This is a genomic window from Pseudoalteromonas luteoviolacea H33-S (assembly GCF_001625695.1).
GTDB classification, from domain to species: domain Bacteria; phylum Pseudomonadota; class Gammaproteobacteria; order Enterobacterales; family Alteromonadaceae; genus Pseudoalteromonas; species Pseudoalteromonas luteoviolacea_B.
Map to the genome: position 1 here is coordinate 13,834 of NZ_AUXY01000065.1, position 25,252 is coordinate 39,085.

Below are 25,252 nucleotides of genomic sequence, written 5' to 3' on the forward strand. Positions count from 1 at the left end.
ATTTTGCAACACGGTTTTCTTATTATTTTAGCGTTGTCATATCAGGTGAATATGCATGTTTAATATACATATTTATGGTGTACGAGGCTACACAATTAGAAAGAACAAAAAAGGCCATGCAATTGCATGGCCTTTTCTCAAAGTCGATTAGTTACCGCTTAATAGCCATTCACTCAGAATTCGAACGCCATAACCTGTACCACCTGCTGGTACTTCATCTTTGGTTTTCTTAGAAATTGCATTACCTGCAATATCAAGGTGTACCCAACGTGTATCGCCAACAAACTGCTGTAGGAAAGTTGCAGCAGTTGTTGCACCTGGACCATATGAGCCAACATTTGTCATATCTGCAATGTCAGACTTAAGCGCGTCTTTATAGCCTAACGGTAAACGCCATACTTGCTCGTTTACCGTTTGACCAGCGATGGTGAACTCTTTTACTAGTTCATCGTCTTCTGAGAAGATAGCTGAGTAGTCATTGCCAACTGCACGGATTTTTGAACCTGTTAATGTCGCTAGGTCAACCATGATTTCTGGCTTATAAAACTCACGTGCGTACCATAAAGCGTCACTTAGAATTAAACGACCTTCAGCGTCTGTGTTCAGTACTTCAACACTTAGGCCTTCAGCTGTGCGAAGTACATCACCTGGAGCGAAAGAGTTTTCTGATACCATGTTTGCAGCCATAGGCATAACAGCAACTACGTTTACGTCTGCTTTTGCTTTAGCCATCGCTTGAACGGTACCAAGCACGGCAGCAGCACCCGCCATGTCTACTTTCATTAGTGCGATAGACTTGCCAGTTTTAACATTATATCCGCCAGAATCAAACGTTATGCCTTTACCAACTAATGCGATAGGGGTGTCGTTGTTACCTTTATAGTGTGCGATAACAAGGCGTGAACCTTGTGCACTACCACGACCGACTGCTTCTAGTGCGCCCATGCCGAGTTCTTTAATTTCAGCAGGCTCTAGTACTTTTACTTCTACCCCATATTGCTCTAGCTCTTTCGCAGCGTTTGCAAAATCAACAGGCGTCATTTCAGACGCAATTTCTGATGTTAAGTCACGCGCTAAGAATACACCTGATTGAATGTGCTCTAGGGTAATGTATTCTTTAGCTGCTTTACGCTTGCTGTCTACATCAATGTTGTAACTTACATTAAAAGTTTTCGGCTCTTTTTTGTACACTTCAAAAGTGTGGTCACGAAGGTTGATACCATGTGCCAATTGAGCTGCAAGTTGTGAATTATTGATTTCACCGTCAAAGTCTTCAAAAGCAACTGCAACACTGGCTGATTTCTTGTTTTCTAACTTGGCATGTAAGTTACCGCCAAGTTTTGTCATTTTGCTTGCGTTTAGTTCGTCTTCTTTACCAAGACCAACCACAATAATGCGTTTATAGTCAGAGGAAACAGGCGCTAGTACTTCAACTGTTTTTCCAAATTTACCTTGGAAGTCTTCACTTTCTAGTGCTCTGTTTAATTGCGCTCTAGTCGGTTTGTCTAGAAATTTGAAAGCAGCTTTTTTGTCTTCAGCTTTGAATACAACTAAAGAATCTGCGTTATCAAGCGTAGAAGTGAATTGGATATCTGCAGCGTTTGCTGAAACTGATGCACCAAGTGCGACTGCGATCGCTGAAAGGCGAGAGATAAAAGACATTTTTATAATCCTCTGGATATTGCGTGGCAACGTTTTACCTTATTTTACAATACATATTAATCTAATGTCGTTGAACCGCTCGTATTGTAGGTTGAGTTGCAATTGCAAAGAACAGATAGTGAGTGTGAAACGGGTGTGGCAATCAGTTTTCACATGTACGCACAGACTTAAAAGTGAGTTAAAAAATATGTTGTTTATTTACAAAATTACTAGATAAGTCAGTTATAGCGCAGTTTTTAGACCCAAGGCTTTATCAATACTATCCAAAAATTTGAAATTGTTTTATTCAAAGCACGGTCTCAATGATCAGACGATTATGATAGGAGCATGTAAGTGAAAAGGCAGATTACCTTTACTTTGTTACTGGGTTTATGTTCGGCATTTAGCTATGGCGCTGATATGCCAAAGCCTGAAATAGAAAATGCGAGTGTGAATATTCAAACGCTTGTTCTTGGCTCTGGGTGCTTTTGGGGACCAGAGAAACGCTATGAAGCCATGAAAGGTGTGATTGATGCAGAGTCAGGTTATGCCGATGGCCGAGGTTTTAAAGCGACTTACAAAAATATTATCAGTCCTCGTAGACGTTTTGATGAGAACAATTATGCAGAAGTGGTGAAAGTTACTTACAACGCTAATTTGATTTCTACGGAGTCATTGATCAAATCATATTTTGAAAGCCATGATCCTACGCAAAAAAACCGTCAAGGGAATGACGTAGGCACGCAATACCGTTCTGTTATTTTGTTTGATACCGATGAACAAGCCAAGCAAGCACACGATTTAAAAGCGCGTTATCAATTGTTATTACAAACAGCGGGTTATGGTGATATTCAGACTAAAATAAAGCCTCTTGAGCGATTTTATTCAGCAGAAGAGTATCATCAAAATTATCTCGCGAAAAACCCCAATGGATACTGTCCAGATCATAGTACGGGGGTAACGTTTGACAAAAAAGAAGCAAAACTTGTTGATAACGATGCTTTAAAAAGTGGTAAACACATTATAGTGTTAGATTCTCGCAGTTATTGTCCGTATTGTGAAAAGTTGAAAAGCACTGTATTAAATGACTATCAAGGGTCAATTCCACTTCACTACAGGTATGCAGATCAGTTACTGGGCATAGATATTATGTCGGCTACGTGGGCAACACCGACTATTTTACTTATTGAAAATGGCAAAGAGGTTGCTGGCTATCAAGGCTTTATGAATAGAGAAACCTTTTACAAAGTGCTCGGCGCTTTTAAGCTAGGTGATACAGAGGCCTATAAAATTGCCTTTCAAAAAGGCACTGAGAGACCATTTTGCAAGCAATATGATATTTTTAAAAATACAGGGGAGGGTGTGTTTGTCGATAAGCTCAGTGGTGCGCCTTTGTTTGATACAAAAGATAGATTTAATTCAGGTACTGGGTGGTTATCATTTAAATATCCGGTAAAAGACAGTGTGACATATCATCAAGATTTAAGTTACGGCATGGTCAGAACTGAAATACGCTCTAAATCTACCGGTATCCATTTAGGTCACGTATTTGAAAAAGAAGGGCCTAATGGTACGGATAGATACTGTATTAATGCAAATGTTTTGGACTTTATTCCAAGTAATAAGAGCTAGAAGTATTGCACCTTAGTCTTGATTAGACTTTTGTTAAAGTAAAAATACGATATAAGCAGTCAAAGCACATTGCTAACGCTTTGACTGCTTATACTTTGTTTATCTTAATCTGAACCACCATCACCAGAGGAGCCGCCTGCACTTCCTTCCATAAAACTACCTGAGTCGATGGGTGATATATCCCCGCCAAAAAATGAATCAGATATTTCTTCTCGCAAGCTGTTATAGTCACATACTTCACCACGATCACTGTGCCATTTATCGAACTGTTTCATGCTGGTATATAAAGCATGAGCGTAGCAAATATGTCTCCAGTTATAACCTTCATCATGAATGGTCTTTTCTACTTGTCCAGTAGTATAGGTTTTACTCTTACCGTATCTGCGAGCAAGATCTTTACCCAGAGTAGATATGTAACTGTTTATTGCTTTTTTCTTTTTATATTTCGCGAAAAACATCATCTTTCCTTTAAAACGATAGAGAATGTAGATTATTTTATGTTACAGGAATACGAGCACATAACCTATTCAGTTCTTAACTCTAATATGGCTTAGAATGCACGGCTTGGAATGACTCGGAGTGAGCAAGTACACTTGAAATTTATGCTTATTGTCTTTAAAGCTGAAAAACAGTGACGTAAAGACTACCAACACACTCTTATGAATACCTCTGACTATAAAAGGTTTTGGCTTGTCTGTGGTTTGCTCTTGATAAAGTTATCTTCTATATGCTTGATATATACATGCGTGTAATGGGGTAAAAACGTGTATGCTTTTTCTACCGCCATCCATTTAAAATCATTATGTTCATAGTTCAACCGAACTGTTTGCTTAGCACTGATAAACGCAACATAACCGATTAGTTTAGAGATGTTATCGATGTGAGATATCTTTTTGCCAAGTGGATAGATTGCGAATGCATTTAAGTTTGTTTCTTCTTTTAGTTCCCTGATTGCACAGTCTAATGGAGACTCTGTTGGATTACAGGTGCCTCCTACTGGCCACCAGTGGCCTTTATATTTACCGCCAGACCTTTTTAGATATAAATATTCGTATGTGTGCTCAGTCTCACGGAGGACATTAACGATGACGCCTTGTACTTGTTCTTTTACCACTGCACATTCCCTTTAGTGTATTGATAAGTTGTTGTTGCGTAATATTATTGCTTTACGATTAATATTTTATAAAATTAAAGGAAGATATAGACCTTGGTTAAACTCTTGTTTACTAGATTTTCTTCAGTCTTAATCTAAAAAACTGTTAAATATCAACTGTATAAAGTTCTTTTATGTATTGTTTTGAGTTGATAGTAGACCTTTATTACGCCACTCAAAATAGGCAAGAAAAGTGACAAAAATCCCTTCTAAACTGATAAATACTAACCCTATCATACTCGCAGTTTGCATGTAATACACAACAAGTGTGCAACATAATGCAGCCCATATAATGTTTGCAAGTATGAGTAAGGTAATTAATCGAATTTGTCTATTCTTAGAAAAAGCGAGCGACAATGCATAAACGCCGTAACAGGCATTCATTGTAGCTAAAAACAGTATCATGGAAGTAGATAAGCTATATAGATGGCTAACCCAATCGTTCAAAAGTAGTAAAAGAATGCCTACAACTAAACCAGCGCTGCCATCCAAGTGTAGAATATTTTCCATTTTAAAATGACTCATCCGTGAAGCATTTCCTTAATATAAGTCGATGTGCGAAGTGCTCAGTAATTAATCAGTTTTTTGCTTGTAAATTTTCCAACTATAATGTACCCAGAAAATGGTTAATTATCGACTTTTTAATTCTAGGTGCTGTTTCTTGGCTAAACCCATGACCAGTTTTATATGAGTTATGCACTACTTTATGTTGGAACTGCCTATTTTTTAAGTACAACTCAATGTCCTTTGCCATTTGGTAGGAAGGCCAGATTTGATCTTTTTCAGCTGAAATCATTAAAATTGGACCGTTGATATTCTCAAACTTAAATAAAGATTTTTTCACTAGATTTTGGTCATCTAACGCTGCGTTAAACCTGTTTAATAATGTTGCATTTGAATCCAAGCCCAGAGCTAATGCCGGGATGTCTTTATCATCCATTGTCCATGCAGACTTAGGCATAGTTAAACCATTCCAAGCAACTTTACTTGGTGTAGTCACGACGACAGATTTAATTCTTGAGTCTAAGGTAGCAAGTAAAAATGCAGCTTCAGAGCCTCTAGAACCGCCAACCACCCCAATTTTTGAGCTATCTATTGATGGGTGAGTGTCTAAATAATTTATTGCATCGATAAAATACTCCATTGGGATCTGATCTAACGTTTGCGGAATGCCTTTGTCTTTAAAATAGGCTAAACCAAGCACCGCTATACCATGGGGGGCAATCATTTCACCATTTGCATTGCCAGTACCTAAGCCACCTTCAGAACCTCCAAAAGCAATCACAGCAGGTACTTTACCTTTGACCTTTGGTAGATATAAATTAGCGACCAAGCCATTATGATCTACCTTATTTATGTCATATTGATGGTCTTGTGCTTTTGATAAAGCGGGTATGAGAGATAATATGAAATATAAAGGGAGTAGTAGTTTGTGCATATTGTTTCCTTGTTATTTTAGACCCTGTAGTACATTTTAATTAGTATGTTTTCGTAAAAACTGCCTTAACATTTCACCAACTAGTTTTGGTGATTCTTGATGAGAGGAATGAGCTGTCAGCGGTATATTGGCAAAACTACAATTTGTTATGCTTGCTTTGAGTGCGACCGCTTCATCTAATGAAAATAAAAAGTCGTTGTCTCCGCGCATGACCAGAGTAGGGCACTTGATTGTTTTGACGGCAATATCTGGGTAACCCGATGCAGTTGTATCAAGCCATACACCTTTCACTGTATGTAAAAGTTTTGAAAAATTCGGTTCTGGATTGTTCTCTTCGTAATATGTAACTTCATCAGCAAATTGCGATAGCCAATCTTCTTCATTTAAACCGCTTAATAACTCTATGGAAGGGTCATTTGGCTTAAGTCGCCATTGTGCTCCAAGTGTCACTAGGCAATTTACCCTTTCAGGTTGGCTTGCTGCCAGCCGATAAGCCACAATACCTCCGTCACTAAAACCAAAAATTGAATACTGACCGACGTCTAGATGATTAAGTAGTGCTTGAATATCTTTTTGATATTGCAGATAGCTAAGAGGCTGTTCACCTAAAAGTGATTTACCATGCCCTCGAAAGTCTACACGGATAACTTGATAGTTAGTTGCGACATAGGGGGAAATACTGTTTAGTTCATCCATTGAACCTAGGCCGCCATGTAACATCACTAATGGTGTACCTTTTGGATTGCCCGACACATCAAAATACAAGTTTGTTCCATTTATGTTTATGTAATCTTTTTTATTTTCCATGAGATGTCTCAATCTGTTTGTTTAATGTTGGGATCATTTTGATACTCAATAATAGAGAATATTTTGATAGAGCTGCATTCATGCTCGTTAGAGGAGTTTTTATTAGCGCAGTATGATGATTCAACCCCTATGACATAGTCTGCAGATAATAGCTTAGGACAAACATCACTTGCTTCACCTTTTACGAAATAGGTTTGACGGTTACTAGGCTGTACTACAGAGAATACGACTCCAAAGTTATCTCTTGCCAATGGACCACACTCATAGGGCTTGAGCCTAACCGTTTGCGTCAAGCTACAAGATGGTAAAAGCAGTGTGACTGCAAGTAAGGTGACTCTTCTTATCATTTTTTTATCTCTTATTTCAATTTCACGATAGAAGCCGATTGTGTTTGATTATTTACTTTGTAAAACTGATATAGCTCCTTGTATGACTCAAATTCGTTTAGGCGCTTTGCGAATACTGGAGAATAGGCCCACTCATCGAAGAAATGGGCCAAGTCTTTTCTTGAATTGCGTTTAACAAATTGAATAAATTGCTCTGTGGTTGACCCAGTTGCATAAAATGTTCGATAAAAGCTACCTATAATGTGATTGAACTCATTTTCGCCAACAAGATCATAGAGTAAGTGGAAAAATATCATTCCTACTGTGTAGGAATTTAACCCTTCTTTTCCGTATTCAATGAATGCGGTTTGATCATATTGTTGGTTGTGTTTAATTGTGTCTTTTACTTTATTTAGGGTTTTTGCTGTTTGTTGGCTTAGGTGTCCGGGTGAGTCTAGCTTATTTAAAGTAAGGGCTTCTAAAAAGGTGGCCAAGCCTTCATTCCATCGAGGAGAGTGAACATCTAGACTTTTTACATTCCATTGATGACTGATCTCATGATAAACCCTGTCGAGCTCTTTAAACCCTTTTGCATCTTGAATGACTGACGTGACGTCTGCTTGCGCACCATAGTTTTCAGGAACTTCGATAAATGTATAGCCCAGTTCTTGTTCTAATGGCCCGAACCATTTGGCATATAAATCAAAAGTATTTGCAATCTTTTCAAGTAAGGCTTGCGAATTTTGCGATGACTCCCAACTAAATATGGAGTACTTTCCTTTGACGTAATACGCATAACGCGCTATCGCAAAGTCCATTCTCCATGCGGGTAATTTGTTTGTATATCGATAAGTATGTTTCGTAGCATGTTCGTTACGTGACATGAGTTGGCCACCATTGGCAACAACGTATTCGTTTGGGACTGTTATGGTGATATCGTAATCATATCGATTGAGCCAAAATTTGGCTTTTCGATTGACTAAATCGTTGGGGTAGGTGACTAGCGGATATGCAAATGCATCCATTCTAATAATGGAGAAATTTTCAGAGATTGTATCTTTGACATAGTTCATGCCGGTTTCTGTATACCCAAGTAAAGTCCCTTTATACTTAATTTCAAATGTGAAAATTTCGTTTGGTTTTATTGCCTTATCTAATTTCAATTCAACATAATTAGTTTGTAAAACCGGCCAGTCTTCGTTGCTTAAAACTTGCTGAGTAAAAGGAATAGACAGGCCTTCGCTATTTGTCACGGAAGTGACTTGTAATAAACGGTATACACGCAACGGAATATGATCAGCGCTGTTTTGAGAGGTATTAATGACGGTAATTTTGCCTGAGGCAGATAAGTTGCGCTGTTTTATATCAATATCGTAATTGAGCTGGTATTTTTTAGCTGCTAATTGCAGCGTACGCTTTGAAAACGCTTTTTCGGCACTGACACAGTTGGCAAAAAACGCGAATAGAACAATGAATATTTTTGGCACAGTTAGTCCTTTATTGTGATTTTATTTGAGGAAATGATGCAAAACATCTGCTCTCATATCATGAGAGCGGGCAATCTAATAACTGATTTTAAAATGTACAATAATTTTATGAATTAAACAGTGATGTGAATCATGTATTTATATCGAGTCGGTCTGTTCTACTTTCTACGATTGAGATAATTTATTGGATAGTGTTGTTTTTGATACGAGATAAAGATTAATGATTATAGATCACGCATAAAGACTATTTGAGGCCAGCAAAGAAATGAGGGCCGGATAAAAATAAGATGCTAAGTTGGTTTGTGTGCCATTTGTATTAAAGCAAATATTAAGAATTTGGTTTTTTACTCAAGCTAATTATCATGCCAGCTACTGCACCAAGAATTAGTCCAAGCCCTACGTTATCAGTAAACTCTCCAAAAATTATCCCTAAACCTGCACCTAAAGCGATGCACAAACCCATATTGTTATTTTTAGTCGTCATTTTTCTTTTGTTTGCCAATATTGTTTACCTTGAGGGCAGTGTTTAAGTTTTAGTTGATACTAAAGCGTAAGTATAGAATATCAACAGGAAACTAAATATAGGGACGGTTGTCAACCTCGCCGATACAAGAAGCGCTATTTTCTGTTTTGGAAGAGGAATGAGCAATGAAGCAAGATCTCTACTTTATTTAACATAATGCTATAGCAACTTGTTCTATATGAACAAATTCATTTATTAGAAAATCTCATATTATTATTGTAATAAAAACCATTCTCATTACATTTAAGCTGTGCAATGATGTTCCTATTATGTTTATAATCTCGCATCCCAAATACTCTTATTACTAAGGACAGGAGCATAGGTTTGTACGCGTTTCTGATGGTGCTATTGATAAGCACTGGTGCAATTTTTTCATATTTGTCTAATAGACATCAAAGGCTCTTAAAAAAGCCACTCTCTAAAACATATCAAAAAATGGGCTATGGATTGTTTGCCATGGCAATTTTGGTAGGGGTATTTAATTTTGTTGGTTCGGCAGGTGTATTCATATGGATCCTCATTCTAATGGCAGCTTTATTTTGCTTTCCGTTTATTGCGCTGTTTATTAAAAGGAATTAAGTATGTCTCACACAGATAAAATCCAACCACATTGGTGGAGTAAAACTTTAGCAGGGGTGTTTGCAGGTTTTTTCTTAGCACTTGGCCTTGTAGGAATTTTTGCGTGGGTTGGCCCGACTGGTCTTACAGAGCATATTACGCCAGAGCAAAGATCCTGGAAAACACAATTTAATATGTGGATGATCACACCTTTGTGGTGTTTGATCTTGAGCTTTGTTTATATGTTTAAAACCGGTAAGCAAGCTTGGTTGTATCTTGGCAGTGGTGCTGTTTTATCAATTGCAATTGTCTATGCATTAAGGAGTTACCTATGAAAATTAGGTCTGATATTTTAAGGACATACCAAAGCTTGCATACTTGGACTGGGATCACAGCCGGTCTATTATTATTCATCGGCTTTTTTGCCGGTGCGCTTACTATGTTTAGCTCTGCAATTAACGACTGGGCAACACCGCCAGAGTATCAATTATCGCAGGTAAAGGCGGGCGATCATGATGTTCTACTACAACAAGTTTTGTCTTCAAGCCCTGAGGCACTCAAAGGAGTCACAATCAGTTTTGAAGAAGGCAGTTCTCCAATTTCATGGTACGGTCACGGTTCAGCACGTGGCTTTTCGATGGATGATCAAGTATGGCATGCAACCCTTAATGAACAGGGCGACATGATCACTGAGCTGCGTCATGTTAACGAACTGTCTATGCTGGTGGACTACTTACATCGTTCAGCAGGTATTATGGGGGAGCTTGGTCATGATCAAGCGGGCGTGTATGTACTTGGCATTGCCGCATTTTTATACTTTATTGCCCTTGTGTCTGGGGTAATTTTTTTACTCCCTAGTTTAGTAAAAAGCTTTTTTGCACTGAGAAAAGAAAAAGGCGCAAACCGATTCTGGTTGGACTCACATAATCTTGTGGGTATTGCGAGCTTACCGTTTCATATTATTATCGCAGTGACTGTCATTGTTTTTTCGTTTCATGACTTGTTTTACGGTGGTTTGAGCCAAGTATATGGTGATAAACCCATGTTTGGTGGCGGTGAAAAACACGAAGAGGTCAGGTATGAACTGAAAGACCTGCCGTCTTTGGATGAAATTAAGCAAGCGACATTAACTTATGCACCAGACTATGAGGTGAAAAGCATTAGTTTAAGCCGATTAACGACCGAGCACCCATCTGCAACTGTGATGATAATCAGTGACCGAACTCTCATGCGCGGTCCACACAATGATTATGTGTTTATGAACCCTTTCACAATGGAGATTAACTCAAGTAGTGTTACGACTGATGCCGGCCAACAAGGTGTTTGGGGTGCCATTGTAACGAGCTTTTTTGGACTTCATTTTGGGAGCTATGGCGGTGAACTCGGTCGCTGGCTTTATTTTGTAATGGGGTTAGGTGGCGCATTTTTATTCTATAGTGGAAACTTAATATGGCTTGAAAAAAGACGTAGAAAGCAAACTGTAGAACAAAGCCGATCAAGTCACTTTATGGCCAATTTAACAATTGGCGTTACGCTTGGCTGTGCGATTGGTCTCGCAGGCGTATTTGCCTCGAGTAAATGGCTGAGTTTAGGTGATTGGAACATTAATATTGCTTACATGTGGGTGTATTACACCTTGTTCCTCAGCACAATGGTGAGTGCGTTTATATTAGGCGCTGCCAGATTTAGTATTCTTGGTTTGAAGTTATTTATAGCTTTATGCGTTGCAGTTCCGCTGAACTCCCTCGTTGCTATTGTAATTCCTTCAATTGGTATTTGGGCGCCTGATTCTATTGCCGATCTAGGTATCGAGTTGGGCTCAATTGGATTTGCATTGGCTGCTTTTTATGCCCTAAGACGTGCTAAGAAACGTGTCTACCAAGGGGAAGAAAACAGTATTTGGTATTGCCCAAACATCAATAAACATCAAAAGACAGTAAGCTTAGCTTAACAAATAATTGGCCGGTATCTTATACCGGCCTTCACATATCAAGTACCGAGCCAAGCGACACCTGGTTCCGACCATGTTGCTTAGCAAAATACAATGCCATGTCGGATTGCTTTACTAGTTGATGTGGCTCTAAATCTACCCCCCAACGCGTTGCTATTCCAATGCTGACCGTTAATTTGATTACTGAGTCTTCAAACCTGACTATAGACGCTTCTGTGTGCTTTCTAACTAGTTCTGCCAGTTCAAATGCATCGCCTTCATTACATTCTGGTAATAAGATACAAAATTCTTCACCGCCATAACGTGCTACAACGTCGCCTGCACGCGTACAGGTCTTTTTTAATACATCCGCAATATGTGCAATGCATTTGTCACCGCATTGATGTCCATAGGTATCATTAACTTTTTTAAAGTGGTCGATATCAATCATTAATAAACTGACTGAGTGGCCAAAGCGTTTTGCTCTTAAACACTCAGTATTTAATGCGTCATTGAGACTACGCCTGTTGAACACTTGAGTCAGCTCATCGATGCGAGAAATATGCTTGAGCTTGTCATAAGCAGTTTGAAGCTCTTTGGTTCTATTCATCACTTCAGTTTCTAGCCTTTGATTCGCTTTGCGAATCTCTGTCATACTGCGAGCCTGTGTGACAAATCGTTTTCTTCGCTCGGAGTTTATTCGTTCGGCCATTGCAAATGATAGACACGCCACTTCTATCGAGGTGCCTATGGTTAACGCATGCTCAGTAAACCAATTATTTGGTAAAAAGTTGAGCTTATTGGCTGCCAAAATAAGGCCACCACATAAAGCGGCGTTCCATGCTAAAGAGTAGTATGTCGAAAAATGCGTACCTTCAAACAATTTAATGGTTCTGGTGATGACGCCCCAAGCACAAGCCACAGACGCGTATAAAATAATAACGCGGATCATTGTGCCATAGTTGAAGTACATAGACGCAAATAATAAGCATATGCCAACAAATGAAATCACTAAGCAACCACGATATAAGATAAGGCTATTTTTTTGTAGCTCTAACAGTTTAATAATAAAGAATGTGCCTGCTAGCACCGCTGCAACTAAGAAAAACAATATAGATTGGTCATTCCACCATAAGCTCCCTTGCCATAAATACCGAAAGGCGAGCCCTGACAGGCTAAAATAGAAGGCAATGATGGCTGAAACATACACAACATAATAAAGAAAAGTTTCATCTTTGAGCGAGATATACATGAAGATGTTATAAACCACCATGATACTCATCAATCCGAAATAAATCCCTAGAAATAGCGTATTTAACTGGTCGTTCTCGTAAAATTCTGGTTGCTCCCAAAGACGAATTGGTAACTGTACTGCACTGGTTGACTCTACTTGGATATAAAGAGTAAGTGGGCCATGGGCCTCTTTTTTTATGGGCAAAATAAAGTTGTGGTGTTTAATAATGCGGTCGTTAAAATGTTGTTTGTCCCCCAGCTTTGCATAGCTCACTACGTCATCTTGCTGCATCAAATAAAGTTTTAGGTTGTCCAATACCGGGTAGGAGATCTCAATGAGGTAGGCCTTGTCATTTTGAGGCAAAACAAAATCTACTCTTATCCAAAAGGTTTGGTCTGTATAACCCAAGTTCAAGTTGTTGACGTGATTAGTTCGCCAGTGATTTTGGGGAAGAGAGAGGACATCGACTATGCCAAAGTTATTATCATTCAAATATTGGCTGCCAACACTTAAATTAAGGTACTTGCCATTTGTGAGCGTAAGATCAGACTCAGCTGCGTTGAGATCTTGTACGTAACAAAACAACAATACAAATAAGATTTTCACAAGCGATAGTTTAATGGTGACTCTAACTAAAGCTTAGAAGCGTATGGCGTATTGAGCAAAGTTACAAAAGAGAACACATCATACAATAATTATGTATGTATCATTTGTAACTTAGCAGTAAGTAATGAGACTAAGTCAACAGGGGATAGGTGCTCATTATTTAATCCATAAATTAGTGTCATAAAATAACAATCCATCATGGCAGTGGCTTTAACCTCATCATACTTATGACCTTCAAAAAGCATGTGCTTAAACTCAGTAAGCTGGTCTTCAAAAAAAGCGCTATGCCACATCAAATCTTGTAAAAGGGCTTTGCTGAAAGGGCGATTTTCACAGTAAAAACGATATAGAAACTTAGCGTAGTGCCTAAGACGTAATCGCGGGCTTGTCTGTTCATTTTCTTGATGAGCCGTTTTCAATACTTCGTCAATGCGTTGGTGCATCGCCAACTTTAATATATCAATTTTGTTTGGAAAGTGGCTAAACACCGTGCCCGTTGCCACAGAGGCATGTGTTGCTATTTGACGAGTTGTCGTTTCCGCGTAGCCATGCTCTTGGAATAAACTCCAGCTGACATCAAGTATTTTTTGAGCTGTGATTTCTCTTTTTTTCATATTAAATCAATATATTGAATGCAAAAGAAAGCATATCATAAATCTCTTAAAATGTAACAAACTTATATTTGCATTGACAAAATTGAGTGCGCTCATTAAATTAATTGAGCGCGCTCAATTATTAGGAGGTGTTTGATGCTAACGCGAATCATTGGTTATATTTTATTTGTCCCATTCATTGCTTTTTATAGCTATATACTTGGTCCAGTACTTAAGTTGGTTCTTATTCCTGGAGGCTTGATGCTGTTTGTGATTATTCTTGGTCCAAAGGAGTTTTCTACATATTGGCATGCTGCCTTTAACACTCAGCCGAACGAGCTAAAGTCAGTTCCAGGCAGCCAGATTGGTTAGTTAGTTTTAAAAACTTATTCTTTGCAATGAGTTATATCGCAATTAAAAAACCGCATACCGCGGTTTTTTAATTATTGGTGCTCGCTTTAACGTATCACTCGGGTATAATACTCACGATTTCGGCGCAACCCCTTTAGCGCTGTAGTAAGTATCGTTTAATTTAGAATTGAGGATTTATTATGACGGTTGGCATTATCATGGGCTCTAAGTCGGATTGGCCTACAATGCAACATGCGGCAGATATGTTAGATAAGTTTGGCATTGAGTATGAAACAAAGGTGGTTTCGGCGCATCGTACTCCTCAATTATTGGCCGATTATGCATCATCGGCAGCTGATCGTGGTATTAAGGTTATCATCGCTGGCGCTGGCGGCGCAGCGCATTTACCGGGTATGGCAGCAGCGTTTACTAGCTTGCCTGTACTTGGTGTTCCAGTTAAATCTAAGACGCTAAACGGCGTTGATTCTTTACTTTCTATCTGTCAGATGCCAAAAGGTGTTGCTGTCGGTACTCTGGCAATTGGTGATGCTGGTGCTGCAAACGCGGGTTTGCTAGCTGCTCAAATTCTAGGTTGTCAACAACCTGAGATTTTTGAAAAAGTAGAAGCGTTCAGAAAAGCACAAACTGAAACAATTTTAGCTAACCCTAATCCTGCTGAGTAACATGAAGGTATTAGTTCTAGGCGCGGGTCAATTGGCCCGCATGATGAGCCTAGCTTCTACACACTTGGGAATCGATGTTTTGGCTTACGATGTAAGTTCAAAGCAGGTGGTTAACCCAGTGACATTTGAAGTAAAACCAACCACGCTCGAACAAGAAGTAGAGCAATCTTACGCTATCACCGCTGAGTTTGAACACATCCCAGAAGATGTTTTGAGTATCTGTCAGCAAAGCGGTAAGTTCTTTCCAGGCGCTGAGTCCATCGCAACAGGTGGTGATCGCAGCAAAGAAAAAGCCTTGCTAGACAACGCACAAGTGCCTTGTGCGCCTTATGCTTTGATAACTGAAAAACAAGCATTTATTGATGCAATCGATGAACTCGGTTTACCGCTTGTGATCAAAACTTGTCAAGCAGGTTATGACGGTAAAGGGCAGTGGCGTTTAAAAACGCCTGATGAAGCTGAGCAAATTTGGTCAGAAATGAAAGGCTTTTTGGACTCGGGCACTGACACAGCACCACATTCTATTATCGCTGAAAAAATGATCCCATTTGATAGAGAAGTCTCTATTATTGGTGTTCGTGCTAGAGACGGCCAGTGCAAGGTTTATCCTTTGACTGAGAATCAGCACACCAATGGCGTCTTAACTCTGTCTATTGCAGGCAAAGAAAAGGCGGCAATACAAGTACAAGCAGAATCGGCCTTCGAGAAGTTAGCTACCGAGCTTGATTATGTTGGTGTATTGGCCATCGAGTTTTTCGATGTAGGCGGTCAACTACTTGTCAATGAGATTGCGCCTCGAGTACATAACTCAGGACATTGGACTCAACAAGGCGCACATACAAGCCAATTTGAAAATCATATGCGTGCAATTACAGGTCTACCAATCGGTTCAACTGAACTTGTTAGGCCAACTGCTATGATTAATGTGCTAGGTCAACCGTCAATACCTCACACTGTGCTCGGTATCGAAGATTGTACAAGCCATTGGTATGGTAAAGAACCTAAGCCAGGTCGAAAAATGGGGCACATTAATGTGTCAGCGGATAATTTGCATAAACTAGGAGAGCGGTTAGCTGAGCTAGCGGAGATACTCCCTGATGACGATTATCCTGGCGTTGGAGCTACAAGCCACGCCTTGATTTTAAACTAAAAAAAGCCGAGCAGTAGCTCGGCTTTTTATTATATTAAGTATTTATTAAGCTCTATGATGGCCCAAATCAGTCCTAACTACTTCAAAGCCATATACGTGATTTGTTTTTTAGCGTGTATCAGCCCAGTTTTTGGTTCCGCTACCGCATTATTTATGGGCATAACTTTTGCGCTTGTGCTTGGTAACCCGTTTGAGATACAAAGTGCGAATTTATCCAAGTTACTGCTCAAAATTTCAGTTATTGGATTAGGTTTTAATGTTGATATTATGCAAGTACTTGAAGTAGGGCGTAGTTCACTTGTTTTAACTATTGTTAGCATTACCGCAATTATTGGGTTGGGTGAAATTCTCACTCAACTTTTTCGATTGAATAAAAATACCGGCACACTTATTTCATTTGGTACCGCGATTTGTGGTGGCAGCGCGATAGCAGCGATGGCACCCGTCATTAAAGCAAAACAAGACGAAATTGCAGTTGCATTGGCAATTGTATTTTCATTGAACGCAGCAGGTTTACTGATATTTCCATGGCTTGGCCATTATTTTGAATTGAGCCAGAGCCAGTTTGCAATCTGGAGCGCACTCGCAATACACGATACAAGCAGTGTTGTAGGGGCTGCTGCGGCTTATGGTCCAGTTGCACTCGCTATGGCAACTACGATTAAGCTGACACGTGCTATGTGGATAGTGCCCTATACTGCACTAGCCGGTGTATTTTGGCGCTCTGAAGAAAGAACAAGTATCCCTCTATTTATTGTTGGCTTCTTATTGGCGGCGGCAATTAACACTTGGCTTCCAGAGTTCAAGTCTTTATGGCAATTGGGCTATGAGGGAGCAAAAGCACTTTTAGTTGGCACTTTGTTTTTGATTGGTTCAGGGATCTCGAAAAAAGTATTACAGCAGTGCGGCTGGCAGCCATTCATTATGGCCTTGATTTTATGGATAATTGTTAGCTCAGTCATACTTGTGTTAATCCTTGATGGATTTATTAAATAAATTTACTAAATTTTTTTGAACCTTTTAAAATTGCGCTAGTCTGAATATGTGAGGCTTGGATATGCCTCATTTCATATTCGTTGTCTATCAACGACTATGTGAGCGCAGAGAGTATTTGGCCAGTAGCTTTACTGGCCTTTTTTTATCCTTCATTGTTGCTGTTTTGTGAACACACCTGCAAACAAGCTAAAAACTTTGTTTGTTGGTCTTAAACCTGTCGAATAATGTTCTATCTTTTGTTTAAATTGCGCCGATTTAAATCTTAAAAGAAGAGCTCTAATGAAAAAATCCCTATTGAGCATTGCCGTTGCAGGTTTACTGCTAACGGGCTGTCAAACAACAAGCCAACAATCTGACCTTGAAGGTGCTAGCAGCACAGCAAAAACAGTCGTTGAAAACGTACAAACACCACTTGATTTTGGTAGTGAAAACATCACGCTTGAGCAAGCTATGGCAGATCCAGATTGGATTAGTCGCTCTCCAGAAGATGCTTATTGGGGCGCTGATAGCAATACTATTTACTTTAATCAAAAACAGGTTGGAAATCAGCTTAGGGATACTTTTTCGATAGATAGCAAAGGTACTCAGCCTGTTACTTTGTCAAACTTACATAATATTGGCAGCGACGAAGCGATATACTCTTCAGACGGTAAGCTACAAGCTTATACATTCCAAAATAATATTTTTGTTAGAAATGTAACAACACAAGAAGTTAAGCAACTAACGCGTACAAGTGCAAAAGAAAAAATTCTGCAGTTTATGGTGTCTGGTGAACTAGCTTTTAAAGTAGGAAAAACAATCTTTTCAGTTGATGTAAAAACAGGTTTGACTAAAGAGTTAGTTAAAATCAACAAAGGTAATAAGCCTGTTGGCACACAAGAGCCAAATACCTACATTGCAAAAGAGCAACACAAACTTATCGATTATGTTGCGCTTACACACAAGAACGCATTAGACAAAGAAGCACGCCAAGCAACTATTGAGTCTGAAAATAACTCTATTGCTAGTCAGCAAATTTATATCGGTGAAGGTTACGAACTGGTAGATTCAAGCATTTCGCCAAAAGGTGACAAGCTAATTGTTGCTGTCAGCAAATCGCACATGATCTCTCAAGAAACAAAAAAAGACATCATGCCAAATTATATTGGCCAAGATGGTAATATCGATCCAGTTCAAGCGCGCAGCCGTGTAGCGGACAACAAACCAGTTGAAGTTGAAGTGAGGTACTTTGACTTGAAAACAGGTGAGCAAAAGAACATCGGTTTTGAGACCTTACCTGGCTTTGACGAAGATGTTTTAGCGGATGTGAAAAGAGAAAATGCACAAGCAAAAGGTGAGACATATAAGTCTGAGAAATCACCACGTGCAATTAAGCTAATGCGTGATTGGTACTGGTCACAATCTCCTATTCAGTGGAATAGCAAAGGTGATCAAGTCGCATTGATGTTCAAAGCTTGGGATAACAAAGACCGCTGGATCGCGACGCTGGACTTTGATAAAGGCGAACTTGAGCCGCAGCATAGGCTACATGACAAAGCTTGGGTAAACTATGCGTATAATGACTTTGGCTGGTTGAATAACGAAGATACGTTATTTTTCTTATCTGAAGAGTCAGGGTATAGCCATTTATACGTTAAACCGATCGATGGCAAGGCCAAGCAACTTACATCTGGTAAGTTTGTAGTATCAGAGCCAAAGCTAACACGTGACAACAGCAAGTTTTTCTTCAAAGCAAACGTTGATCACCCTGGTATTTATGAGATTTACACCGTCGATGTAAAGACAAAAGAAAAATCAGCAATTACTGACTTAAATGGCTTAACTGATTACTCCCTAAGCCCAGACGAGTCAAAGGTTTTACTTAAGCATTCAAAAATCATGATGCCTACAGAGCTTTATGTTGCTGATGCTAAGCCTAATGCTCAACCAAAGCGCCTAACCAATACGGTTTCTGACGAATTCTTAAACAAGAAATTGATTGCACCTAAGATTGTTGCGGTGCCATCTAGCCATACTGACGCGCCAATTTATGCAAAAGTCTATTACCCAGCTGACTACAAGCCGGGCGAAACTGGTAAAAAGCGCAAAGCTGTTATTTTTAACCATGGTGCAGGTTACCTTCAAAACTCGCATATGGGTTGGTCAGTCTACTTCCGCGAGTTTATGTTTCATTCACTACTAGCAAGTGAAGGCTATGTGGTAATGGATATGGATTATCGTGCATCGAAAGGCTATGGTCGTGACTGGAGAACAGCCATTTATCGTCAAATGGGTACTCCAGAGATCCAAGATTTGGCCGATGGTGTTAAGTGGATGAGCGAGCATGCAAACGTAGATGTTGATTCTGTCGGTACATACGGCGGTTCATATGGCGGATTCATGACGTTTATGGCACTGTTCACACAGCCTGAGTTGTTCCAAGCAGGTGCGGCGCTTCGTCCAGTTACTGATTGGGCATACTACAATGACCCATACACGTCTAATATTTTGAACAGACCTGATGTAGATCCAATTGCATATAAGCGAAGCTCACCAATCTATTTTGCAGAAGGTTTAAATAAACCTCTTTTAATCAATGCGCCAATGATTGATGACAATGTGTTTTTCCAAGATGTTGTTAGATTAGTGCAGCGTTTCATTGAACTTGAAAAAGAAAACTTTGAAACTGCTATCTACCCAGTAGAGCCACATGGTTTCGTTCAGCCGTCAAGCTGGTTAGATGAATACCGTCGTATATATAAGTTATTCAAAGAAAACCTTTAATAACGACGAAAAAGGCCAGCATTATGCTGGCCTTTCCATTTAATAGTGCGTGCTGTTAATTATTTTCAGATTTATTACGACCTAAATTTTGTGTAAATAAAGGGATGGCTAAAACAAGCCCACCTAACGCACCAATAAGGTGTGATTCAATTGCCACGCGAGAGTCAATTAAGTTACCTACGTCAGCACTCGGTCCTGCATATTGTTCCCAAGCTAATTTACCCACAATACCCAAGAATAAAAGAATACCAGTAGGTTCTTTTACGTGAATATCTTTTAGCGCACCCCAAACAATAATTCCATGTAGTAATCCGCTTAATCCAGTGTATACTCTGATGTCTGGACAAAATAGCCAAATGCCTAATCCAGTCCAAAGCCCTAGTAATAATATATGAACAAAATAACGCCTTATTGATGTGTGTTCTGCGTGCAGTACCCAAATAAACAAAATACCAACTAGGTTCAAACCTAAATGTGTCCAATTGGTATGAATATATTGGCTACTCCAAATCCGCCATATTTGACCTTCAGTGATCAATTGGCGGTGGAATTCAAGTGTATCTCGCATATCAAAAGCCATTAATAGAGTAGCGATTATCGCTAGTGTCAATGGCGGTAAGATATACTGAGGGCTTACTGGAAGGTTGAAACCAAGCATGCTATGTCTACAATAATAAAGGTATTTTTACATATTGTGCCTGTTAACTTTTATGATGCCAACGAAGATCGAAAATAAATAATGACTACATTCAAATTTAAGCACTCATTGCTAGCATTGATGCTCGCATCTAGTTTACCCGCTGTAGCGGACCAAGCTGACCCCAAAAAGCGAGAAGCAAGAGAGCCTGAAGCCGCAACCGGACTGACGTTAAAAAAAGAAAAAATTGCTGAAAAGTATATGGTTGTCGCGGCTAACCCGCATGCAAGTAAAGCAGGGCAGTTAATGCTTCAACAGGGTGGCAGCGCCATCGATGCAGCTATTGCTGCTCAGTTAGTTTTAACGCTTGTTGAGCCACAATCATCAGGTATTGGCGGTGGCGCGTTTATTCTTCATTATGACAAGCGTAATGATTACCTCACCTCGTTTGATGGCCGTGAGACCGCACCAAAAAAAGCAGATCATACGCTATTTTTAGATAAAGAGGGTAAACCTGTTAGGTGGATTGAGGCGGTTGTTGGCGGCCGTTCTGTCGGTGTACCGGGTATTATTCATTCTATGAAGCAAGCACATGATAAGTACGGTGTTTTAAAGTGGAAACAGCTATTCAAACCAGCTATTGAACTTGCTAACAATGGCTTTAAAGTATCCCCCAGACTTCATATGTTGCTTAAAAAAGAGTTTAATCCTGGCTTAACCAAACTTTCCCCTGCGAAAGAGTATTTCTACCCAAATGGAGAAGCGCTCGAAATAGGTACTCTAGTAAAGAATCCGGCATTAGCGAAAATCTATAAAGAGATCGCAGAATACGGCCCTAAAGCCTTTTATGAAGGGAAATATGCAGAAGATATGGTCAAAGCAGTGCAAAAATCTGAAATTGCACCGGGCCATTTATCAATGACCGATCTTGCTAATTATCAAAGTAAAGAGCGTCATCCAGTTTGCACCTCATATCATGATTATAAAGTGTGCTCGATGGCACCACCGAGTAGCGGCGGGCTAACGGTGCTGCAAATATTGAAGTTATTAGAAGGCAAAAAGCTAGCGCAATACAAACCAAATGCTCCCCAAGCCGTTCATTTATTTACTCAAGCATCAAGATTGGCATTCGCTGATCGTAATTTTTATATCGCTGATCCTGATTTTGTAGATGTTCCGACCCAAGGGCTTTTAAACCCAGTTTACTTAAACTCCAGAGCAAAATTAATCGGTGAAAGAGATAATCAAGACGTGCCTGTGGGCGACCCATCAATGGGTAAATTATCTTACGCTCAAGACGACAGCTATGAACTACCATCAACTACGCACTTGTCAATAGTCGACAGTAAAGGTAATGCTGTTTCTATGACGAGCTCTATTGAGATGGGCTTTGGCTCAACTGTGATGGTGAACGGATATTTATTGAACAACCAACTGACTGATTTCTCTCTTTCACCTAAAGTTGGTGGGAAGTGGGTCGCTAACCGTGTAGAACCAAATAAGCGTCCAAGAAGCTCTATGGCGCCTGTGATGGTATTTAATAAAGATGGCAGCTTAAAACTGGTTGTTGGCTCTCCTGGTGGAAGTCGAATTATTAACTACGTAGCGCAAACGGTGATTGGCGTGCTTGATTGGGGCTTAACGCCACAACAGGCAATTAACCTACCGCGTGTTACAAACCGGAATAAATATACAACTTTAGAGAAAGGAACAGATTTAAAAACCATGAAGCCTTGGTTGGAGTCGAAGGGCCATAAAGTGCGTATCTCTGATTTAAATTCAGGCATACACGCGATCGAAATAAAAGAAGGCCTTTTGTTTGGCGGTGCAGATCCGCGCAGAGAAGGGGTTGCACTTGGAGAATCTAGCGAGTAAGCATAGGATATTATAGATTATTCAGTTATACTGTATGACCCTGTTTACGGATCTCTCATTCGTTTACAGGGCCGTTTTATTGGTCTGATGTGCACTAAAGTGATTGAAAATTTGTGTACTTAGACAATAATGATCCCTTATATTAAAAATTAAGAGTCACAGCTTGTAAATATGACTAAACAAACCGACCCTAACTACCTCTACATCCCATATTCTGGCCCAACTTTATTGGAAACTCCGCTTCTTAATAAAGGCAGTGCATTTAGCCAGCATGAGCGTGAAAACTTCAACTTAGCAGGTTTAGTTCCTCCTCGTTATGAAACAATTGAGGAGCAGGTAGAGCGTTGTTATCAACAATTTTCAAGTTTCAAAGATAACCTAAACAAACATATTTATTTACGAGCTATTCAAGACAACAACGAGACGCTTTACTACCGCCTAGTCAGAGATCATCTTGAAGAGATGATGCCTATCATCTATACACCAACGGTAGGTGATGCGTGTGAAAAGTTTTCTGATATTTATCGTAGTTCTCGTGGATTATTTATTTCATATGAAGATCGCCACAACATCGATGATATTCTTCGCAATGCGACTAAAGGCAAAGTAAAGGTAATTGTAGTAACTGATGGTGAGCGAATTCTTGGTCTGGGCGACCAAGGTATCGGTGGTATGGGTATTCCAATTGGTAAGCTGGCTCTTTACACAGTATGTGGCGGGATCAGTCCTGCGTATACATTACCTGTGATGTTAGATGTGGGCACAAATAACGAGAAGTTATTAAACGACCCAATGTATATGGGTGCAAGACATAAGCGCATCAGTCAAGAAGAATACGACGAGTTCTTAGACCTATTTATTAAAGCAGTGAAGCGCCGCTGGCCAAATGTGTTACTTCAGTTTGAAGATTTTGCACAACCAAATGCAATGCCTCTTTTAAAACGCTACCGTGATGAAATTTGCTGCTTTAACGACGATATTCAAGGTACAGCTTCTGTAACAGTTGGCTCTTTACTTGCTGCTTGTCGAGTTAAAGGCGCAAAATTATCAGAGCAAAAAGTTGTTTTTGTTGGTGCAGGTTCAGCAGGTTGTGGTATCGCTGAGCAAATCATTGCCCAAATGGTATCTGAAGGTATCTCAGATGAGCAAGCGCGCAGCCAAGTGTTTATGGTTGACAGGTTTGGTCTATTAACTGAAGGAATGGAAGGCTTGAGAGACTTCCAAGCAGCACTTGTTCAGACAACTGCAAACCTAGAGAGCTGGAACTATAGTGGTGAGTTTGCATCTTTACTAGACGTGATGCACTGTGCACAACCAGATATTTTAATTGGTGTATCAGGGCAACCTGGCTTATTTACTGAGCAAGTGATCAAAGCGATGCATGCAGGTTGTGAACAACCAATCATCTTCCCGCTTAGCAATCCATCTCGCCAAGTTGAAGCACATCCAAAAGATGTGATTGAGTGGACAGAAGGTAATGCGATTGTTGCTACTGGTAGTCCGTTTGAGCCAGTTGAATTTGGTGGTAAAACACACGTAATCCCTCAATGTAATAACAGCTACATTTTCCCAGGTATTGGTCTAGGTGTATTGGCTGCTAAAGCGTCAAGAATCACAGAGTCAATGCTAATGGTAGCGAGTGAAACATTAGCAGAATCTTCTCCGTGGGCAAACACAGGTAAAGGAAGCCTTCTGCCTTCACTGGTAGAAATCGAGCAATTAAGTAAGCGAATTGCATTTGCTGTTGCCAAAAAAGCGATGGAAGAAGGGGTGTCTTTAGATATGCCTGATGACCTCATTTGGTCTGCAATTGATAAAAACTACTGGATGCCAGAGTATAGAAACTACAAACGCTGTAGCATCTAATGTAAATTGTTTTAAGGCCCTCAATTGAGGGCCTTTTTATTGCGCTAATAAATAGCAAACAATTGGTTTGTAGCTATACTTAATTAATAATTTACAGCACGGACTGCATGCAGTAGGAGTATCTATGCCGTCTAGATTTGTGCTTTTAATTTGTGTTTTCCTTTCTTTCTTTAGTTTTTCCAAACCTTTAAAAATTGAAATTGTTTCTGACTACAACCCATCTTACGGAGAATCACCTGGGGATTTGGCCACACAGCTGTTATTGATAATTGCCCGAAACTTAAATAATGAAATGGCGATTGAGTTTGTGCCAGCGAGTCGAGAACGCGAGTGGCGAGAGCTTAAGCATCATGAAAACGTTTGCTTGTATAACAAGGTTAGAACGCCTGAACGTGAAACAATGGCTTTGTTTGTGTCACTGCCATTGATGGCCTTTCCCTCTAATCGACTTATTTTGCGTAATAAAAAGTTTGTGTCTATCGAAGTGACTTTAAAAACAGCACTGTCAATGGGGCTAAGAATAGGTGTCACCAAAGGGCGTTCGTATGGACTAGAAATCGATGATTTTATAACTGCAAATACAGATAGGCTATTTATTGGTGAGGGCAATGATAGTGCATTTAGGCTTAGGCAAATGTTGGTTCAAGGTCGCTTGGATGGGATCATTGAATATAGCTCAGTATTTGTTACGGATTTTCCTTCTGAAGAAGTGCTCAAAGACATCTCTTTTCATGCTATAGGGGATACCAAGGCCACTATTTTTGGCTACATTGCTTGTTCAGATTCTAAAGTTGGCAGAAGAGCGGTTGACTTGTTTGAAAGAACACTTCAAAAACGTAAAATTCAGGACCTAATTATAGAAGCACATGCAAATCTATTTCTTCCCCAAGAAGAAGTGTTCATTAGCAATTCTCTAAAGTCAGCTTTTAGCATAAATGAATAAAATTTGGATTACTTTTTTTGTTAAATGGCTCTTAAATTTATTTAGGTAAGTTATCAAAGC

At 39.6% G+C, this 25,252-nt stretch carries 23 protein-coding genes; 11 read left to right on the forward strand and 12 right to left on the reverse strand.

Going from position 1 to position 25,252, the window contains the following annotated elements:
• Positions 1-147: 147 nt before the first annotated feature.
• Positions 148-1,662 (reverse strand): leucyl aminopeptidase, encoded by a 1,515-nt coding sequence (locus N477_RS09310; protein WP_063363795.1) that lies wholly within the window; start codon positions 1,660-1,662, stop codon positions 148-150.
• A gap of 399 nt (positions 1,663-2,061) precedes the next feature.
• Between N477_RS09310 and msrA the strand changes: the two genes are divergently transcribed.
• Positions 2,062-3,273, forward strand: coding sequence for a peptide-methionine (S)-S-oxide reductase MsrA (gene msrA, locus N477_RS09315; RefSeq protein WP_196760605.1), 1,212 nt, complete (start codon positions 2,062-2,064; stop codon positions 3,271-3,273).
• A gap of 104 nt (positions 3,274-3,377) precedes the next feature.
• Here the strand turns inward: msrA and N477_RS09320 are convergent, their stop codons facing one another.
• The 8 genes from N477_RS09320 to N477_RS25995 all read right to left on the reverse strand — a co-directional run bounded on the left by N477_RS09320 (position 3,378) and on the right by N477_RS25995 (position 8,986).
• Positions 3,378-3,734, reverse strand: coding sequence for a DUF6559 family protein (locus N477_RS09320; RefSeq protein WP_155731853.1), 357 nt, complete (start codon positions 3,732-3,734; stop codon positions 3,378-3,380).
• A gap of 212 nt (positions 3,735-3,946) precedes the next feature.
• The gene (locus N477_RS09325) at positions 3,947-4,387 is read right to left on the reverse strand and encodes an NUDIX domain-containing protein (RefSeq protein ID WP_063363797.1); all 441 of its coding nucleotides are present in this window, start codon (positions 4,385-4,387) and stop codon (positions 3,947-3,949) included.
• A 171-nt stretch (positions 4,388-4,558) separates the two neighbouring features.
• Positions 4,559-4,951, reverse strand: coding sequence for a hypothetical protein (locus N477_RS09330; RefSeq protein WP_063363798.1), 393 nt, complete (start codon positions 4,949-4,951; stop codon positions 4,559-4,561).
• A 79-nt stretch (positions 4,952-5,030) separates the two neighbouring features.
• On the reverse strand, positions 5,031-5,864 hold the full coding sequence (locus N477_RS09335) for an acyl-CoA thioester hydrolase/BAAT C-terminal domain-containing protein (RefSeq protein WP_063363799.1): 834 nt from the start codon (positions 5,862-5,864) through the stop codon (positions 5,031-5,033).
• Between the two features lie 36 nt (positions 5,865-5,900).
• Positions 5,901-6,671: an alpha/beta fold hydrolase gene (locus N477_RS09340; RefSeq protein WP_063363800.1), complete on the reverse strand. Its 771-nt coding sequence runs from the start codon at positions 6,669-6,671 to the stop codon at positions 5,901-5,903.
• 8 nt (positions 6,672-6,679) lie between these two features.
• Positions 6,680-7,018 (reverse strand): hypothetical protein, encoded by a 339-nt coding sequence (locus N477_RS09345; protein ID WP_063363801.1) that lies wholly within the window; start codon positions 7,016-7,018, stop codon positions 6,680-6,682.
• Between the two features lie 11 nt (positions 7,019-7,029).
• On the reverse strand, positions 7,030-8,484 hold the full coding sequence (locus tag N477_RS09350; protein WP_063363802.1) for a M1 family aminopeptidase: 1,455 nt from the start codon (positions 8,482-8,484) through the stop codon (positions 7,030-7,032).
• Positions 8,485-8,812: 328 nt separating this feature from the next.
• Positions 8,813-8,986, reverse strand: coding sequence for a hypothetical protein (locus tag N477_RS25995; RefSeq protein WP_155731854.1), 174 nt, complete (start codon positions 8,984-8,986; stop codon positions 8,813-8,815).
• 602 nt (positions 8,987-9,588) lie between these two features.
• Here N477_RS25995 and N477_RS09360 point away from each other — a divergent pair.
• Both N477_RS09360 and N477_RS09365 read left to right on the forward strand, forming a co-directional pair.
• Complete coding sequence (locus N477_RS09360) at positions 9,589-9,900, forward strand: hypothetical protein (RefSeq protein WP_063363804.1); 312 nt, start codon at positions 9,589-9,591, stop codon at positions 9,898-9,900.
• Positions 9,897-11,516 carry a PepSY-associated TM helix domain-containing protein gene (locus tag N477_RS09365; protein WP_063363805.1) on the forward strand — a complete coding sequence of 540 codons (1,620 nt, stop codon included), beginning with the start codon at positions 9,897-9,899 and terminating at the stop codon, positions 11,514-11,516. The genes N477_RS09360 and N477_RS09365 overlap by 4 nt, the downstream gene beginning before the upstream one ends.
• A gap of 31 nt (positions 11,517-11,547) precedes the next feature.
• On the opposite strand, the gene N477_RS09370 is transcribed toward N477_RS09365, so the two are convergent.
• The gene (locus N477_RS09370) at positions 11,548-13,335 is read right to left on the reverse strand and encodes a sensor domain-containing diguanylate cyclase (protein WP_063363806.1); all 1,788 of its coding nucleotides are present in this window, start codon (positions 13,333-13,335) and stop codon (positions 11,548-11,550) included.
• Positions 13,336-13,424: 89 nt separating this feature from the next.
• Complete coding sequence (locus N477_RS09375; protein ID WP_063363807.1) at positions 13,425-13,949, reverse strand: TetR/AcrR family transcriptional regulator; 525 nt, start codon at positions 13,947-13,949, stop codon at positions 13,425-13,427.
• Between the two features lie 135 nt (positions 13,950-14,084).
• Here N477_RS09375 and N477_RS09380 point away from each other — a divergent pair, with 135 nt between their 5' ends.
• The 5 genes from N477_RS09380 (at position 14,085) to N477_RS09400 (ending at position 19,871) form a co-directional block, all read left to right on the forward strand.
• Entirely contained in the window at positions 14,085-14,300 is a 216-nt protein-coding gene (locus N477_RS09380) for a hypothetical protein (RefSeq protein WP_063363808.1), read from the forward strand.
• Between the two features lie 179 nt (positions 14,301-14,479).
• A complete protein-coding gene (purE, locus tag N477_RS09385) occupies positions 14,480-14,962 on the forward strand; it encodes a 5-(carboxyamino)imidazole ribonucleotide mutase (RefSeq protein WP_039610090.1) in 483 nt (160 codons plus the stop codon).
• 1 nt (position 14,963) lies between these two features.
• Positions 14,964-16,112 (forward strand): 5-(carboxyamino)imidazole ribonucleotide synthase, encoded by a 1,149-nt coding sequence (locus N477_RS09390; RefSeq protein ID WP_063363809.1) that lies wholly within the window; start codon positions 14,964-14,966, stop codon positions 16,110-16,112.
• 57 nt (positions 16,113-16,169) lie between these two features.
• Positions 16,170-17,108 carry a YeiH family protein gene (locus N477_RS09395; protein ID WP_063363810.1) on the forward strand — a complete coding sequence of 313 codons (939 nt, stop codon included), beginning with the start codon at positions 16,170-16,172 and terminating at the stop codon, positions 17,106-17,108.
• Between the two features lie 279 nt (positions 17,109-17,387).
• Positions 17,388-19,871, forward strand: a complete 2,484-nt coding sequence (locus N477_RS09400; protein ID WP_063363811.1) for a prolyl oligopeptidase family serine peptidase — start codon at positions 17,388-17,390, stop codon at positions 19,869-19,871.
• 55 nt (positions 19,872-19,926) lie between these two features.
• Here N477_RS09400 and rrtA read toward each other — a convergent pair whose 3' ends face one another.
• Positions 19,927-20,529 (reverse strand): rhombosortase, encoded by a 603-nt coding sequence (gene rrtA / locus N477_RS09405; RefSeq protein ID WP_063363812.1) that lies wholly within the window; start codon positions 20,527-20,529, stop codon positions 19,927-19,929.
• Positions 20,530-20,610: 81 nt separating this feature from the next.
• Here rrtA and ggt point away from each other — a divergent pair, with 81 nt between their 5' ends.
• The 3 genes from ggt to N477_RS09420 all read left to right on the forward strand — a co-directional run bounded on the left by ggt (position 20,611) and on the right by N477_RS09420 (position 25,192).
• On the forward strand, positions 20,611-22,383 hold the full coding sequence (gene ggt, locus N477_RS09410) for a gamma-glutamyltransferase (RefSeq protein ID WP_063363813.1): 1,773 nt from the start codon (positions 20,611-20,613) through the stop codon (positions 22,381-22,383).
• A gap of 171 nt (positions 22,384-22,554) precedes the next feature.
• Positions 22,555-24,249 carry an NAD-dependent malic enzyme gene (locus tag N477_RS09415; protein WP_063363814.1) on the forward strand — a complete coding sequence of 565 codons (1,695 nt, stop codon included), beginning with the start codon at positions 22,555-22,557 and terminating at the stop codon, positions 24,247-24,249.
• A 124-nt stretch (positions 24,250-24,373) separates the two neighbouring features.
• The gene (locus N477_RS09420; RefSeq protein WP_063363815.1) at positions 24,374-25,192 is read left to right on the forward strand and encodes a hypothetical protein; all 819 of its coding nucleotides are present in this window, start codon (positions 24,374-24,376) and stop codon (positions 25,190-25,192) included.
• Positions 25,193-25,252: the final 60 nt, after the last annotated feature.